Origin of the sequence: Sphingomonas sp. MS122 (assembly GCF_049532975.1) — a bacterium.
Lineage (GTDB): Bacteria > Pseudomonadota > Alphaproteobacteria > Sphingomonadales > Sphingomonadaceae > Sphingomonas.
On the sequence record NZ_CP186695.1, the window covers coordinates 669,493 to 685,166 of the forward strand.

At 64.1% G+C, this 15,674-nt stretch carries 12 protein-coding genes; 3 read left to right on the top strand and 9 right to left on the bottom strand.

Annotation, left to right across the window (positions count from 1 at the left end):
- The first annotated feature begins 18 nt into the window (after positions 1-18).
- Together cysD and cysC are read left to right on the top strand one after the other, a co-directional pair.
- Positions 19-936, top strand: coding sequence for a sulfate adenylyltransferase subunit CysD (gene cysD, locus ACO227_RS03135; protein ID WP_423605201.1), 918 nt, complete (start codon positions 19-21; stop codon positions 934-936).
- On the top strand, positions 936-2,810 hold the full coding sequence (gene cysC / locus ACO227_RS03140; protein ID WP_423605203.1) for an adenylyl-sulfate kinase: 1,875 nt from the start codon (positions 936-938) through the stop codon (positions 2,808-2,810). Before cysD ends, cysC begins: the two co-directional genes overlap by 1 nt.
- Positions 2,811-2,845: 35 nt before the next feature.
- Here the strand turns inward: cysC and ACO227_RS03145 are convergent, their stop codons facing one another.
- The 3 genes from ACO227_RS03145 to ACO227_RS03155 all read right to left on the bottom strand — a co-directional run bounded on the left by ACO227_RS03145 (position 2,846) and on the right by ACO227_RS03155 (position 5,871).
- Complete coding sequence (locus tag ACO227_RS03145; protein ID WP_423605205.1) at positions 2,846-3,469, bottom strand: response regulator transcription factor; 624 nt, start codon at positions 3,467-3,469, stop codon at positions 2,846-2,848.
- Complete coding sequence (locus ACO227_RS03150) at positions 3,466-5,340, bottom strand: PAS domain S-box protein (protein ID WP_423605207.1); 1,875 nt, start codon at positions 5,338-5,340, stop codon at positions 3,466-3,468. Before ACO227_RS03150 ends, ACO227_RS03145 begins: the two co-directional genes overlap by 4 nt.
- Positions 5,341-5,454: 114 nt before the next feature.
- Positions 5,455-5,871: a response regulator gene (locus ACO227_RS03155; protein WP_423605209.1), complete on the bottom strand. Its 417-nt coding sequence runs from the start codon at positions 5,869-5,871 to the stop codon at positions 5,455-5,457.
- Between the two features lie 511 nt (positions 5,872-6,382).
- On the opposite strand from ACO227_RS03155, the gene ACO227_RS03160 reads away from it, so the two are divergent.
- Positions 6,383-8,527 carry a glycoside hydrolase family 97 protein gene (locus tag ACO227_RS03160; RefSeq protein WP_423605210.1) on the top strand — a complete coding sequence of 715 codons (2,145 nt, stop codon included), beginning with the start codon at positions 6,383-6,385 and terminating at the stop codon, positions 8,525-8,527.
- A gap of 78 nt (positions 8,528-8,605) precedes the next feature.
- On the opposite strand, the gene ACO227_RS03165 is transcribed toward ACO227_RS03160, so the two are convergent.
- The 6 genes from ACO227_RS03165 to ACO227_RS03190 all read right to left on the bottom strand — a co-directional run bounded on the left by ACO227_RS03165 (position 8,606) and on the right by ACO227_RS03190 (position 15,651).
- Positions 8,606-9,412: a 3-keto-disaccharide hydrolase gene (locus ACO227_RS03165; RefSeq protein WP_423605212.1), complete on the bottom strand. Its 807-nt coding sequence runs from the start codon at positions 9,410-9,412 to the stop codon at positions 8,606-8,608.
- Positions 9,413-9,471: 59 nt separating this feature from the next.
- Positions 9,472-10,629 (bottom strand): glycoside hydrolase family 5 protein, encoded by a 1,158-nt coding sequence (locus tag ACO227_RS03170; protein ID WP_423605214.1) that lies wholly within the window; start codon positions 10,627-10,629, stop codon positions 9,472-9,474.
- 208 nt (positions 10,630-10,837) lie between these two features.
- On the bottom strand, positions 10,838-12,262 hold the full coding sequence (locus tag ACO227_RS03175) for an alpha-L-fucosidase (protein WP_423605216.1): 1,425 nt from the start codon (positions 12,260-12,262) through the stop codon (positions 10,838-10,840).
- A 294-nt stretch (positions 12,263-12,556) separates the two neighbouring features.
- Positions 12,557-13,636, bottom strand: a complete 1,080-nt coding sequence (locus ACO227_RS03180; RefSeq protein ID WP_423605217.1) for a non-reducing end alpha-L-arabinofuranosidase family hydrolase — start codon at positions 13,634-13,636, stop codon at positions 12,557-12,559.
- 19 nt (positions 13,637-13,655) lie between these two features.
- The gene (locus tag ACO227_RS03185; RefSeq protein WP_423605218.1) at positions 13,656-14,018 is read right to left on the bottom strand and encodes a hypothetical protein; all 363 of its coding nucleotides are present in this window, start codon (positions 14,016-14,018) and stop codon (positions 13,656-13,658) included.
- A 76-nt stretch (positions 14,019-14,094) separates the two neighbouring features.
- On the bottom strand, positions 14,095-15,651 hold the full coding sequence (locus tag ACO227_RS03190) for an alpha-L-fucosidase (RefSeq protein WP_423605220.1): 1,557 nt from the start codon (positions 15,649-15,651) through the stop codon (positions 14,095-14,097).
- Positions 15,652-15,674: the final 23 nt, after the last annotated feature.

Genomic DNA, 15,674 nt, shown 5'->3' on the forward strand with positions numbered 1-15,674 from the left:
GCCGATGACGGGAACATCATGCGCCTCACGCCACCGCTTTCACCGACCCTCACGCATCTCGAGCGGCTCGAGGCCGAAAGCATCCATATCCTGCGCGAGGTCGTCGCTCAGGCCCGGCGACCGGTGATGCTCTATTCGGCGGGCAAGGATTCGGCGGTCATGCTGCATCTCGCGCGCAAGGCCTTCTACCCCGCTCCCCCGCCCTTCCCGCTGCTCCATGTCGACACGACCTGGAAGTTCCGCGCGATGTACGAATATCGCGACCGGGCGGCAGCCGCCGCGGGAATGGAGCTGATCGTCCATCGCAACCCCGACGCGGTCGCGCGCGGGATCAATCCATTCGACCACGGCAGCCTGCACACCGAGATGTGGAAGACCGAGGGCCTGAAGCAGGCGCTCGACGCGCATGGCTTCGACGCGGCGTTCGGCGGCGCGCGGCGCGACGAGGAGAAGAGCCGCGCCAAGGAACGGATCTTCAGCTTCCGCGACCGCAACCATCGCTGGGAGCCGCGCGACCAGCGTCCCGAATTGTGGCGGCTTTACAATGCCCGGGTCGGCAACGGGCAGAGCCTGCGCGTCTTCCCGCTCTCCAACTGGACCGAGCTCGACGTCTGGCAATATATCCTGGCGGAGCGGATCGAGATCGTTCCGCTCTATTTCGCCGCGCCGCGCCCGACGGTGGTGCGCGACGGGCTGATCCTGATGGTCGACGACCACCGCTTCCCCTTGAACGGCGAAATACCGGTCGAGCGTTCGATCCGCTTCCGCACGCTAGGCTGCTACCCGCTCAGCGGCGCGGTGGAGAGCAAGGCCTCGACCCTGCCCGAACTGATCCAGGAAACGCTGCTCGCGACGACCAGCGAGCGCCAGGGCCGGGCGATCGACCAGGAGGGCGATGCGAGCATGGAGCGCAAGAAGCTGGAAGGGTATTTCTGATGGCCGAACCCTATCGGCTGGTCGCCGCGAATTTCGACGCCTGCCTCGCTCAGCACCAGGAGCGCGCGCTGCTGCGCTTCCTGACCTGCGGGTCGGTCGACGACGGCAAGTCCACGCTGATCGGACGCCTGCTCTATGATTCCAAGCTGATCCTGGAAGACCAGCTCGCCAGCCTCGCGGGGTCGAGCGGCAGGAGATCGATCGATTTCGCGTCCCTGGTCGACGGCCTCGCCGCCGAGCGCGAGCAGGGCATCACGATCGACGTCGCCTATCGCTTCTTCGCGACCGAGAAGCGCAAGTTCATCGTCGCCGACACGCCGGGGCACGAACAGTACACCCGCAACATGGTCACCGGCGCGTCGACCGCCGAGCTCGCGGTGATCCTGATCGATGCGCGCAAGGGCGTGCTGACCCAGACGCGGCGGCACAGCTACATCGTCCAGCTGCTGGGCATCCGCCACATCGTGCTGGCGGTGAACAAGATGGACCTGGTGGGCTACCAACAGGCGTCGTTCGACGCGGTGGTCGCGGATTATGCGGCCTTCGCACGCCAGGTCGGCATTCCCGGCTTTGCGGCCATTCCGATCTCCGGTCGAAACGGCGACAATATCGCGGGGCGATCGGATGCGATGCCATGGTATTCGGGACCGACCTTGCTCGAGCACCTCGAGGCCGTGGAGGTCGACGTCGAGGCCGACGCGACCAAGCCGTTCCGGATGCCGGTGCAATGGATCAACCGCGCCGGCCAGGACTTCCGCGGCCTCGCGGGCACGATCCCCAGCGGGGTCGTCCGCCCCGGCGATCCGGTGCGCATCCTGCCCTCGGGCCGCACGACCCGCGTGGCGCGGATCGTGACGATGGCCGGCGACCTGGAACTCGCCCGCGCCGGCCAGTCGGTGACGATCACCCTGGCCGACGACATCGATTGCGCCCGTGGCGACGTCGTCGCCGCCGCCGCGGCGCCGTTGCAGGTGTCCGATCAGTTCGAAGCTTCGCTCGTGTGGCTGGACGAGGCGCCGCTGCTGCCGGGCCGCCGCTATCTGCTGCAGACGGCAAGCACGGTGCTCGGCGCGACGGTGATGCAGATCAAGCATGCGGTGGATCTGGAAACGCTCGGCGAGACGCCCGCTCGCACCCTGGCGTGCAATCAGATCGCCGTGGTCACGCTGCGGCTCGATCGCGCCATCCCCTTCGCCGCCTATGCCGAGTGCCGCACGCTCGGCAGCTTCGTCCTGGTCGATCGCGAAAGTCACCGCACGCTGGCCGGCGGTACCTTCCATTTCTCGCTGCGCCGTGCCGACAACATCCATTGGCAACCGCTCGAGGTGCGCCGCGAGCAGCGCGCGGCCATGAAAGCGCAAGCACCCAAGGTGCTTTGGTTCACCGGCGTCTCGGGCGCGGGCAAGTCGACCATCGCCAATCAGGTCGAGCGCAAGCTGCACGCGCTCGGCTATCACACCTTCCTGCTCGACGGCGACAATGTGCGCCACCGGCTGAACGGCGACCTTGGCTTCACCGATGCCGACCGGGTGGAGAATATCCGCCGCGTCGGCGAAGTCGCGGCGCTGATGGCCGATGCCGGCCTGATCGTGCTCGCCGCCTTCATCTCGCCCTTCCGCGCGGAGCGCGAGATGGTGCGGGCGATGGTCCCGGACGGCGAGTTCATCGAGATCTTCGTCGACACGTCCCTCGCCGAAGCGGAGGCGCGCGACGTGAAGGGACTCTACCGCAAGGCGCGGCGCGGCGAGCTCGTCAACTTCACCGGCATCGACAGTCCCTATGAGCCTCCTCTGGCACCCGAACTGCGGATCGACACCATGTGCTGCGCATCGGAGCAGGCGGCCGACCAGATCATCGACGCGCTTTTCGCCTGAAACCGGCCGGCGCCGGGTGATCGCGGGAAGCGTGCTCAGCCGCGGTCTTCGCCCATGCCCGCCGCGAAGGCGATCCGCAGCGCCCCCGACAGGCTGCGCGCCTTGAGCTTGATCATGATGTTCGCCCGATGCACCTCGACGGTGCGCGGGGAGATGCCGAGATAATAAGCGATGGTCTTGTTGGGGTGGCCTTGCGCCAGCCCCTCGAGCACCTCGCGCTCGCGCTCGCTCAGCACGCCGAGCACGACCTCCGCATCCGCCGCGCGCACCATGAGGCTCTTCTCGGCGGCAAGCCGCTCGAACGCGCGGCGGATCGCATCCTCGAGCGCTTCGGTCTCGAAGGGCTTCTCCAGGAAATCGACCGCGCCCGCCTTCATCGCCTTCACCGCCACGGCGATATCGCCATGTCCGGTCAGCACGATCACCGGCATCGTCACGCCGCGCTCGTTGAGCTGCTGCTGTACTTCCAGCCCGTTGATCTCGGGCATGCCGATATCGAGCAGGATGCAGCCGCTCTCGACATGGCGTACTTCCCTGAGGAATCCGGCGCCCGATTCCCAGCTGCGCACCGCATAGCCGATGCTCTTGAGGAAGAAGCTCGTTCCACGGCGGACGCTTTCCTCGTCGTCGATGACGTGAACCAGGGGCCTGTCGGTCATTCGGACACCTCCGCATCGGCACGGACCAGGGTGAAATGGAACCATGTGCCTCCCTCGGTCCGTGGTTCCATCCAGATACGCCCGCCATTGGCCTCGACGATGGTACGGCAGATCGACAGGCCGAGGCCGAGGCCGTCGTTCTTGGTGCTGTTGAAGGCTCGAAACAGATTCTCGGTGATCTCCGGCGGAACCCCCGGTCCGGTATCGGCCACGGTCACACGCACAAACCCGTCGTCCTCGCGCGTGCTCGAAACGGTCAGCAGGCGCGACGGCGACTGGCACATCGCCTCGATCGCGTTGCGCATGAGGTTGATCAGCACTTGCTGGATCTGGATCTTGTCGACGAGCACCTGGCGCACTTCGCGATCGAGCTCGATCCGCGTGCGAACGCCCTTCTCGCGCGCGTCGAGCAGCGCGAGCTTGGAAGCTTCGTCGACCAGTTCGACGAGATCGGCAACCGACTTCTCGACCTCGCCGCGCGCGACGAACTCCCGCAGGCGGCGAACGATCGCCCCCGCGCGCAGCGCCTCCTCATAGGCGCCGTCCAGCCCGTCCTCGATCATGCCGCGCTCTTCGGGCCTGCCTTCATGCAGCAAGTTGCGGGCGCCGCGCACGAAGGTGGCGACGGCGGTAATCGGCTGATTGAGCTCGTGCGCCAGCGTCGAGGCCATGGTCCCCATCGCGCTGACCCGCGCCGCATGGACGAGGTCCCCGCGCAACTCGTTGATGCGCCGCTCGGCGGCCTGTTTCTCGGTGAGATCGCGGATGAAGCCGGTGAACACGCGCGCACCGTCCGAGACCGCTTCGCCGACGGCAAGCTCGATCGGGAAGGTGCTGCCGTCGCGCCGTTGCCCGATCACGCTGCGACCGATGCCGATCACCCGCTTCTCGCCAGTGACAAGATGGCGCTTGATATAGTCGTCATGGCGCTCGCGGTCGGGCGACGGCATGAGCCGGCTCACGTTCAAGCCGATGACTTCCGCTTCCGCATAGCCGAACAACCGCTCGGCTGCGGCGCTGAACCAGAGGATCTTGCCGGTCTCGTTGATGACGACCATCGCGTCGGGGACGGTGGCGAGGATCGAGCGGAAGTGCGACGCGCTTGCCGCAAGCTTCTGCTCGGCGGCGCGCTGCTCGGTCACGTCCCGGATGACCTTGCCGAACCCCTTGAGCTCGCCCTGCTTGTCGTACAGCGCGGTGAGCGTGACGTGCGCGAGGAATTCCGAGCCGTTCTTGCGGACCCGCCAGTCCTCCTTCTCGAGCCGCCCCTCTTCGCGCGCGCGCGCCAGATCGAGTTGCGGCTTGCCCGCGGCGACCGCGGCTTCGGGATAGAATAGCGTGAAATGCCGGCCGACCACCTCGGCCTCGCGCCAGCCCTTGAGGCGCTCCGCCGCCTTGCTCCAGATCGTCACATTCCCGTCGGGGTCGAGCATGTAGATGCCGTAACCGGTGGCGCCGTCGATCAGCAGGTTGAGCTCCTCGGCAAGCTCGTCGGCGAGTTCGGCACGGCGCTCGGCGCGCCGCTCGCTCTCCTGCGATTTGCGACGAAGCCAGGTCATGTGCCCGGCGATCAGGATGGTCAGGCTCGCCGCGACGGCGAAGATCAGCAGGCTCAACGACCAGAACGGTCCCGGCACCCATCCCATTGCCCGGACGACGGCGATCGAAAGCAGCGCCACGAGGATCGCCGGCCCGCGCCCCGCGAACACGCAGACGACGAGAACGCCGATGCTGAAGGACAGATAAGGAGCGCGGCCCTGCAGCCAGGGATCCAGGATCACACGCACCAGCGTGGCGACGGCCACCACAAGGATCGCGAACCCATAACCGCGCCAGGCCCGCGTGCTGATGGACTCCCCTTCAGCCTTCATGCGCCCCCGCAGGACGGCTCATGCGCCGGGCGCAACCCAATCTTCGCACCCGCCGTCTACCGACCAGCGGCGGGAACATAACATAGGTTCGATATCGAGCAAAAATTTGCCAGCTCAACCGGTTGAGTCAGGATTTCCCCCAGTCGGCACCGGCGCGTCCCGCGCCAGTGCCTCGAGCAGTTCCATTTCGCGAAACGGCTTCGGGAGGACTGCGGCGAAACCGGCGGCGAGCGCCGTGTCGCACAATTGCCGGGAATAGAAAGCGGTGACTAGGACGGCACATCCCTTCCATCCATGCGACTGGAGGACGTGCAGGGCTTCGATTCCGTCGCCCTCGGGCAGGACATAGTCGATGACCAGGTGGCTCGCCGCGATTGCCGAGGGATCGGCGAGGGCGAGCGTCGCGCGGGAAAATGCATGGACCTGATAGCCTTGCCCGGTCAGCAGCAGCTGAAGCCCGCGGCGCACGGCGTCGTCGTCTTCAACGAGCAGCAGGCGCGGTGCCAGTGAGCTCCGGGCGGTCGAGTTCATACCGAGTCACGCCTTCGTTATCGGAGCGCTCCGGGCCGTCTGCGCCGCGCCGGCGACCTGGCGCCGACATCAAAACGGCAGGATGCGCTCCCGCCGGCCAATCGTAGTTCGTGCAAGACTTGGTCGGATTACTCCGTGACTCGGCATGTCGCGCAATCGTCCCCTCACCGGCCACTGCCGCCCGGGAAGCCAGCCTAATGCGCCGCTCTCGGGCGCTCGATTGGGATTAGTACGTAGGGTACCGGGCCGCGGCGCGGCCGACGTTGTGATTGGCCTTGGCGCGGCGTCTCGGCCGAACCTGCCGGGGGATGAGGGCTTCTCCGGTTCGCCGGATGTCCTGCGTGCTGTGACATGCTTGTCGTTCAGAATTGATCGAAAACCGGGACGAGGCCGTACCTGCTTGGCTGTCTCACGGTCCGGCTTGCGAGGTCATATTCCGGCCTGGAACAATTTCGGCCGGCGATCTCCCCCAGCGTTATAGGGAGCTGGAGAGGAGCTGACGGCGGGCAGGGTGGCCAAAGACCGGCCGCAATTTGCGGGCGGATATGCAGCGGCCGATGCGCGCGACGACATTTCGCTAGGCTGGCGCTTGCTGCAACCGGCCTCGAGCTCCTCGAAACAACCAGCGGAAGCTGTATGTGAGAATATGGGGGATATTTTGATGACCTTCATCAGACGAGTTTCGAAGATCGTCAGCGGTTCCCAAGTTTTGATTCTCTGTCTGGGCTTGCTCGGTGCTTCGTCAGCGTCGGCAGAGGTGCTGAGATCCCCGAATGGGCAGTTGCAGGGGCAACTCGCGCTGGATGCACAAGGGCGCCCTACGTTCGCACTCGCTTTTCGGGGCAGGAGCGTGATCAGGCCGTCAGCCTTGGGGCTGGGCTTCGAGCGACATCAGACGCTTGCCGGTGGGATGGCGGTTACGGGAGTAGAGCATCGCTCAGGCGTGGACTCGTACCGACACATCGGCAAATCCTCGGAGGTGCGAGACGCCTATAACGAAGTCACCATCAGTTATTCGGAGACAGGCGGCGCACGCCGCCGGATCGACATCATCTTCCGCGCCTATGATCAGGGCTTTGCGTTCCGCTACCGGGTTCCGCCGCAACCCCAGCTTCGAGAGTTGCGCCTGGCCGGCGAGGTTACCGAGTTCGCATTCCCGGCGGACTACCAATGCCAGGCGTTCAATGTAGGCCGGTACACGAGCAGCCACGAAGGCGAGTTCGACCCCGTCGGCGCTTCGCAAATTCGCTTCCACCACCTGCTGGATTTGCCCGTGGTCTGCGAAACCGGTGACGGGGGCCCGACACTCGCATTCGCCGAGGCGGACCTGAAGGATTATGCCGGGCTTTATCTCAGCGGGCGCGAAGACGGCAGTCTCGGTCTTCAGGCGAGACTTTCACCGCGGCCGGACGATCCAGCCATTGCGGTTTATCTGTGGATTGGCAATTCCGGGTTTGTAACGCCATGGCGGCTGGTGATGGTGGGGGACACTGTCGGTGAGTTGGTCGAATCCAACCTGGTCACCAGCCTCGCCTCTCCCGCCCAGGGCGACTATGGCTGGGTGAAGCCCGGCAAATATGCCTGGGACTGGTGGAACGGGCCGACGCTGGGCGGCAAGCAGGTTCCGATCACGACGGATACGCTGAAAGCCTATATAGATTTCGCCGGCCGCAGCGGCCTCGAATATATGATGATCGACGAGGGCTGGCACATGGGTGCCGGCGGCGGCCCGGTCGTTCTTCCCGGAGCAAACAACCTCGAGACCGCCGCCGCCGTGGATATGCCCGAGCTTGTCCGATATGCGGCGCAGCGCAACGTCGGACTGTGGCTGTGGCTCAACTGGAAGCTGCTGGACAAGAACATGGACCAGGCGCTGCCGCTTTACGCCAGCTGGGGCATCAAGGGCATCAAGGTCGACTTCATGGACCGCGACGACCAACCGATGGTCGCCTTCTATCACCGGCTGCTCGATGCAGCCGCCGCCAACCAGCTGATGGTCAATCTTCACGGCGCCTTTCCGCCGCGCGGCCTCAACCGCACCTATCCGCATTTCCTTACCCAAGAAGGAGTGTTCGGCGCCGAGTACAACAAGTGGACCTATCGGGTGACCGCGCGGCACAACGTCAACCTCGCGCTCACCCGGATGCTGCTCGGACCCATGGACTATACGCCTGGCGGCTTCCGCAACCGAACTCCGGAGACGTTCACGCCAGAGGCGATGACGCCCACCGTCCAAACGACACGCGGGCACGGTCTCGCGATGTACGTGGTGTACGAGAGCCCATTCCAGGGTGTGTCGGACAGCCCTGACAATTATGCCGGCCAAGGCGGATACGATTTCGTTCGAGCGGTGCCCGCCAGCTGGGATGAAACGCGGGCGTTATCGGCCAAGTTGAACGACCATGTCGCCATCGCTCGGAGAAAGGGAAGCAACTGGTATGTCGGCGCCATGTCGAACGAGTCTGCGAAGACCTTGGACATCTCTTTGCGCTTCCTCGGTCGCGGATCATACGAGGCCACCCTCTGGCTCGATGGTGCCGCGCCCGACCAGGTGGTAAGAAGCGTTCGCCGGGTCACCTCGTCAACGAGCATCCGCTTGCCGCTCGCGCCATCGGGGGGTGCCGTCTTGAAGATCAGGAGGCTCCCGTCGGACTGACATAAGACGCGTAAGACTGTGCTGACCCGCTGATCCCAAAATTTCGTCGTGACGCCCCGGCGTCGGGCACGCGATGCGTCAACCCCCTCCGTCGCCGGCACCAGACCGATCGAGCCGCTGCAGCTCGATGTTCCGGAACTCGATCTGGTGGCCCTCGCTCTGCAGCGCGATATAGCCTTGGCGAAGCGCCAACTTGCCCCCCGCGGCGGCAATCAGCCGCTGCGCGTCCTTGTCCTTGGGGTCGAGCTCGGGGGCGGAATAACGCAGCACCGGCTTGCCATCGATGAAATGCGTGATCTCGCCATTGGCCAGCACCTCCAATTCGACGCGGGTCCAGCGGCCGACCGGGAGCAGCGGTGAGGAGGAGAGGATGCAATGGCGGGGATCGCGCCTCCCCTCGAACACAACGGTGGTGCCGGGCGTGCAGAGGTTGCCGGTCGGCTCCCGCGCAGGACGCGGAATCCCGAGCAGTTGCATCTCCAGACTCACCGGAAATTGTTGATCGCGCCGCATCGTCTCCGGCGCCTGCGAATGGAACATCAGCCCGGAATTGCTGGCCTGCCAGCTTTGGATGCCCGGCAGGGAATCGCCGAACAGCCGGTATTCGAAGCGGATGCGATAAGCCTTGAGCGGCATCCTCCAGAAGAGATGACCGAACTCGCCTTCGAACTTCCTGTAGTTGGCGTGCGAGACCCGGATCGCGCCGTCATGCACGGTGAACATGCCCAGAGGGTCCTCGCCCGCGCCGCGGCCGGTGATCTTGGGCGTCCAGCCGGCGAGCGTCCTGCCGTCGAAGATGCGCTCCCACTTGGCTTCGGGCGCGGGCGCGGCACCGAGCAGCGCCAACAAGGGCACAATCGAGAATCTCATGCGTCCGAGGCTCATAAAATGCTTCCTGCTGCGCCGCGTCAGGGGCGTGCTCTCTAACAAAGTCGGGGTGCCACTCACTTCTTGCCGGCTCCTTGGAGCAATGCGTCCAGGCCCTGCCGGTCCTTCACCGCATAATTCCGCCGATCGATCAGATCGCCGACGTCCCAATAGAACGGAAGAACTCCATTCTCCCGCGCTTTCTGCGTCACATATTTCATCCAATGCGCGCGCGAGGCGAGGTGCTTGTCCAGATCGAGAGGGTTGGAGCGCCTTGGCGTCGCGTATTCACCAAGCAGCACCGGGATTCCCTTGCTTACGAACAGCTGGTTCGCCAGCGCCATATGCGCATCGACCGTTTCCTCTTCGCCCCAGGTGGCGTTGCGGTCCGGCTCGATCGTCGAATGAAAATCCTTTCCCCAGTAATAGAACATGCGTCCCCAGCTCGCGTCCTCGGTCAGGATGCAGAAATTGGGGGGGCTGTAGAAATGCGGCTCGACCATCAGGCGATTGGGGACCTGATCGACAGGCATGCGCGACCATAAAGTCTTGGACAGATCGACGTTTACGTTCGGCAATTGCAGCACCAGTACGCGGTGCGCGTTCCGCCCGCCGGTCGAGCGGACGGCGTCGATGAAGGTCTGGTGATAGGCGTAGAGAACTTCCATCTGCTCCGCGGTTTCACAGTTCGGTTCGTTCGCGCTGGCGAAGATCAGGCGCTCGTCGAAATCGCGCAGATGCGTGGCGATCTGCTCCCAAAACGCCTTTTGCTTCGCGGCGACAGCATCCTTCTTAGCCGGCGTGACATTGTTCTCAAGCCAGCCTCCGTCCCAATGGATGTTGAGGAGCACATGCATGTTCGCGTTGATGCAGTATTGCACCACCTGCTTGACGCGATCGAGCCAGGCAGCGCTGATCTTGGCGGTCGACGCGTTCGAATACTGATCCCAAGCGCAAGGCAGCCGGATCGCGTCGAAGCCGGACGCCTTGGCGGTATCGATCAGCGCCTGCGTGATCTGCGGGTTACCCCAATTGGTTTCGCCTCCAATCGCCTCCATCGTGTTGCCGATATTCAGGCCAAGCTGGATGCGGGAGGCGATTCCCCCAGCCGTGTTCGGCATGCCCGACGGATCCGCGGCGATCGGGTTCGTGTTGTAACTCGGGTACAGGCCGGTCGGCGCCGGTGTTGGCGTGAGCGTCGGAGTGAGGGAGGGAGAAGGCGATGATGCCGACATTGGGCTAGCCGATCCTCCCGAACAGCCCGCTGCCACCAATGCGATCGTCGAAGCAAGAATTTGGCGTCTCGCAACTCTCATTCACTCTCTCCCATCTCATCTTCTATCTGAGCAACGCACTGCCGAGCACGGGCACCTTCGATTCAGGGACAACGTTGTCCGACCTGCAAAATCCAAACCGCGAACAAATCCGCATGTGAACGTGAGGTTATCCCCGGGGAGAAGCTGAATGTTCCGACGGCGACGTCCCACCGCCTCGGCGCGCGCCGCGCCTGATCTCCACTATCGTCACCGGGTTTCCACGGGATGCCGTCGGGATGGCGAGCGTCAGCATGCCGCCTTCGTGTTTCCAATGGACCTGGCCGCCCGACAGGTTGCGGACGTCCCCGACCGTTCCCTGCAGCGGGATACGCAGTTCGGGCGTCGGCCAGCTCAGGACATGAACGAAGATGCTGCGGGCGGATTGCGTCGCGCCATAGACTCCGTCGACCGGCTGCAATGGCCCAGGCCGCGTCCCGTAGATCGCCTTGCCGTGCCGGCGAAGCCAGGCCCCCACCCCCCTTAGCGTTTCGGCCTGCCTGGCCGGCACCATCCCGTCAGGGTCGGGACTTACATTGGCGAGCACATTTCCGTTCCGCACGGCGGCATTGACCAGCAACGCAATGACTTCGTCCGCGCTCATCACCTTGTCGTCGCGCGTATATCCCCATGCCGACCGGTTGATCGAAAAGGTCTTTTCCCACGGCCGCGCACGGATCGGCCCGGTGATCGGCCCCGGTCCCTCGGCGGTATCGAAATCGCCCTGCCAGCCGGATCGCGGGTTGATGACGATCCTGGGCTGATAGCGCCGGACCATGCGGTTGAGCTTGTCCGGTTCCCAGAACCATGCGGCGTCCGCATCGCTCCCTTGGTGCGCCAGCCAGCCGCCGTCCCACCACAGGATGTCGATCGCCCCATAGTTGCGCATCAGCTCTTCGACCTGACCATAGGTCTGCCGCTTCAGGAGGCGCGCGTTGTCGGGAAGCTCTCGAGGCCGGAAATAGCCCGGAAAGCGCCAGTCCAGGGGAGAATAATAGATGCCGACGCGCAGACCGTTGCGCCGGGCAGCAGCGACGAAGGGGGCGATCAGATCGCGGCGGGCGGCCGAACGGACCGAATCGAAACGACCGTAGCTGGATGGGCTGTCGAACAGCGAAAACCCGTCATGGTGCCGCGCCGTCATCACCATGTACCTGGCGCCCGCCTCTCGCGCCAGCCTGGCCCAGGCGTTCGGATCATAGCCTCGTGGATTGAACCGCGCTGCCAGTTTCGCATATTCCCCGGCCGGCACCTTGTCGTTGAACATGTGCCATTCGCCCTTCGCCGGAATGGCGTAGAGTCCCCAGTGAACGAAGATTCCGAACTTGGCGTCCCGCCACCACGCCATATGCCGGTCGGGCAGCAAGAGGTCCGGGGCGAGCGTCGGATCGGCGTTCGCCACCTTGCTCGCCGAGCGCTGCTCGTCGGTGGGCATCTGGGCAGCGCCCGCGCCGGGAACCAGAAAGGCCGCCGCTGCGCACAGCGAAAGGAGGTGACGGATCATTGGCCAGGCCCTCGCCTCACCGCCCGAAATCAGACCGCCGCTGCCGGCCACCACTCCTCTCCCACCCCTCTGCCTCTTTTGGGAAGACTCCCAAAGGACAACGCTACCGTTAGCGCTACCACAGCCATAGTTTTCGGCTGTTGTCTACGGACGACCGGTTGGAACGGCTGCACGATTACGCGGGTGCCTGAGCGCCTTCGTCCTTCCCACGACGCCCAGGTCCATTTCGCGAATTGCCCGTCCGTTTCGAAACAAATTCGGTCATGCGGCGAAGAGCGCGTCACATTGACTCTGGGGGGCGTAGCTTATCCCCGTGCGGCAAGCCCTACGCCCCAAAGCGACCGGCTATTTCTTGCACATCCTGCTTACCGGATTGGATCCGGTCGCCGTGATGAGGCCCAGCCTATAGGGCAGCTGGATATATTCATATGACTTGCCCTTCGCCATATCGAGCCCCTGGTAGAGGAACCGAAGCGGCTTGCAGGGATCGATCGTCAGGGTCTGGTCGCTCGTAGAGCGGATCATCTCGCCATGAGAGACGCCTTCGGACCAGGCACGACCGTCGAAACGGACATTGTCGGAATCCGCGAATATGTTCATGGCATCTGGCGTCGGCGGCTCCCACTCGCCGGCCAGGCCGTCGCTCTTCCATGCGCGAAAATAGCGGCCCTTTGGGCTGATCGCCTCGATCAGCGTCAGATAGCTCTTCGTTCCGGCGATCCTGTAGGTGTTGCTCGCTTCGAATATGTCATCCCGCTTGCCCTGCATAACGCGCGTGGTGTTGTGGAAACCGTTGGGAAACTGCGCCAGCGGCGTTTCGGCGCGATAGAAATTGCCGTTGTCGCCCGTGAAGAAGAGATAGCAGTTCCGCTCGTCGCAGATGTTCCAGAAATCAAGCCATGCCGGTTGACCGTTCGCCTGCTTCACGACCTCCGGCACCGTCTTGAAGAAGGGTGCGGGCGCGGTCCACGACGTCGGATCGCTGATATCGCGGCTCGTAGAATAAAGCGGGTCTCCGCCCTGATAGATCAAGTACCACAACTTCTGAGGCGCGAAGTAGAAGACTTGCGGCGCGGCGCGGTAACCCGGCCCCATCGGCGAATTCTCCAGCCCGACGATCGGCACCCTTGGTGCGTCCTTCCATTCCTTGAAGGAAGTGTAGGCCAGCCCCCAGCCTTTGCCGGTCGCCGTGGTCATGAACACATGGTATTTGCCGTCATGGTAAACGACCGAGGGGTCCTTCACGCCGTAAAAGTCCGGCCCGGCATTCGCTGGTGGGGAGATGAGCGGAGCAGATGACGCCCAGCGAAAGCCGGGCAATTGAGAGGGACTGGCGCCCACCGCGACCGCCGCCGATCCCGCGGCGCCGAGCGCTGCAATAATCACCAGGATCATCCCCAATTGGCGCCCGTTGTTCAATTTCATCCCTTCGCTCCCCTCGAATTCAACGGTTGGCGATGCCAGAAAGTGGCAGTCGCCTGTTGCGCCGCCTATTGCAGCAACTCGCGCCGAACGCAGGCAACTCGATCTTGCCGGTATAGTTCTCGCGCGACAGCATCCCCGTCTTCGTACCCTCGAACGTCACCGTGACAGGTGCGTTCTTCGTATTGACGCACAAGGTTCGCCCCTGAACGGCGATGTCCTGCTTGATCTGCTCGGGCGAGCGGTCGACCGGCTGATAGCAAGTGCCGACGAACAGCTGGCCTTTGCCGGACCATTCGGAATGTCCAGCCGCGCTCTGTGCGTGCGCCCGAGGCGCAATCGCCGCCGGCGCGAGAGCGGTGGAGAGGCTCAGTGCGATGGCCAAGGCAGAGGGGCAGGCCGTGCGGTTTGCGATTCCCAGCATGGTTTCCAGTCGGTCTTGAGAAGCAATGAGCCCCGCCTCAGGCGAAGGAGATTTCAAAGGCGCTCGCGTAACGCGCGGGAAGTCGCGCCGGCAGGTCGATCACAAGCGCCTGGCCGGTTTGCCGGAAAGCGACGGCACCGGGATGTCCCAACAACCGGACCGCACGGACACGGCGCGCCTCATGGGGATTACCCTGGGCAAGCGAGGTGATCGCGACCTGACCGGCCGGCTCGCCCAGGGTGATCGCGAACAGCTTCCCGCCCTTCGTCGTGAAGCGGATGTCCTTCGCGACATAGTCCGATTGTTCGGAGAACATGCCGCCCTTGGTTTCCGTGGGACCTTCACCATGAATTTTCCACGGCCGCGTGCCGTGGATCGCCGGCGAATTGACCTTCATCCATGCCGCGAGGTCGATCAGCAATTGCTCCGACTGCGGCGGCAGGCTGCCGTCGGGATATTGCACGACGTTCAGCAGCAAGTTCCCGTTCTTGCTGATGATATCGGCCAGCATCGCCACGACCTGTGCGCTGCTCTTGTAGGGATGGCTGTCGCTGTAGAACCAGTCGCCGTTCGACGTGTCCGTCTGCCAGGGCAGGGGATTGATGCCCTGGAGCACACCCCGCTCGACATCCTGGACCCCGGCTTCCTTATGGAACTCGCCGGATCCGGTGTCCTTGGACGTATAAACTGCCTCCAGCCTGCCTGTGCGGCGGATGCTGGTGTTGAAGAGATGCGCGACGAGCGAGCGGCCGACCGCACCGAACGGCAGACCGCCGTCCGAATAGAGCAGGTCGGGCTGATAGCTGTCCACCAGATCGCGAATGCGGTCGAACCATTTCCGGTGGAACGCCGGATTACGCGTGTACCAGCTGGCCGGCGTATTGCGGAACGGCTCGTCGCGATTGTCGTGGTAAAGGTCCGCATATTTGGGATCCGCGCCATCATAGCTGACCCCCAGCTTCGGCCAGAACTGATCATAGAGGTGATTGGGATGCCACCAGGTGTAGCTCGCACCGAGGTGCTCCGACACGCCGAAGCGCAGGCCGCGCCGCCGTGCCGCCTTCTGCCATTCCCCCACGATGTCGCGGCGAGGCCCTATCTCCACCGCGTTCCAGCGGTGATGCCGCGAGTCCCACAGATCGAAATTGTCGTGGTGCACGCCCATGGACACGAAATACATTGCACCCGCGGCGGCGTATTTCTCCATCAATGCTTCGGGATCGAAGCGCTCGGCCTTCCACAAGGGCAGCAGATCCTTGTAGCCGTACTCCGTAGGGTGGCCGTAATTCTTGCGGTGATGATCGTAATGGGGATGGCCCGGCACATACATGAAACGTGCGTACCAGTCCCCCTGGCGCGGCACGGCCTGCGGTCCCCAATGCGACCAGATGCCGAACTTGGCGTCGCTGAACCAATCCGGCGTGCGGTAGGTTTTCAGCGACTCAATCGAGGAGTCGAAGCGGCCCGCCGGAATCTGCGGAAGCGGTAGCCCGCCTTCCCTTTCGACCTGGGGCCGCCCCCGCGCGGGGCTCGCGAACCCGAAAGCCGTCATCGCCGAGATGCCGAGCATATCGCGTTTGCTGAGCGTCACCATGATCTCTCCCTCACCCTCGTTTC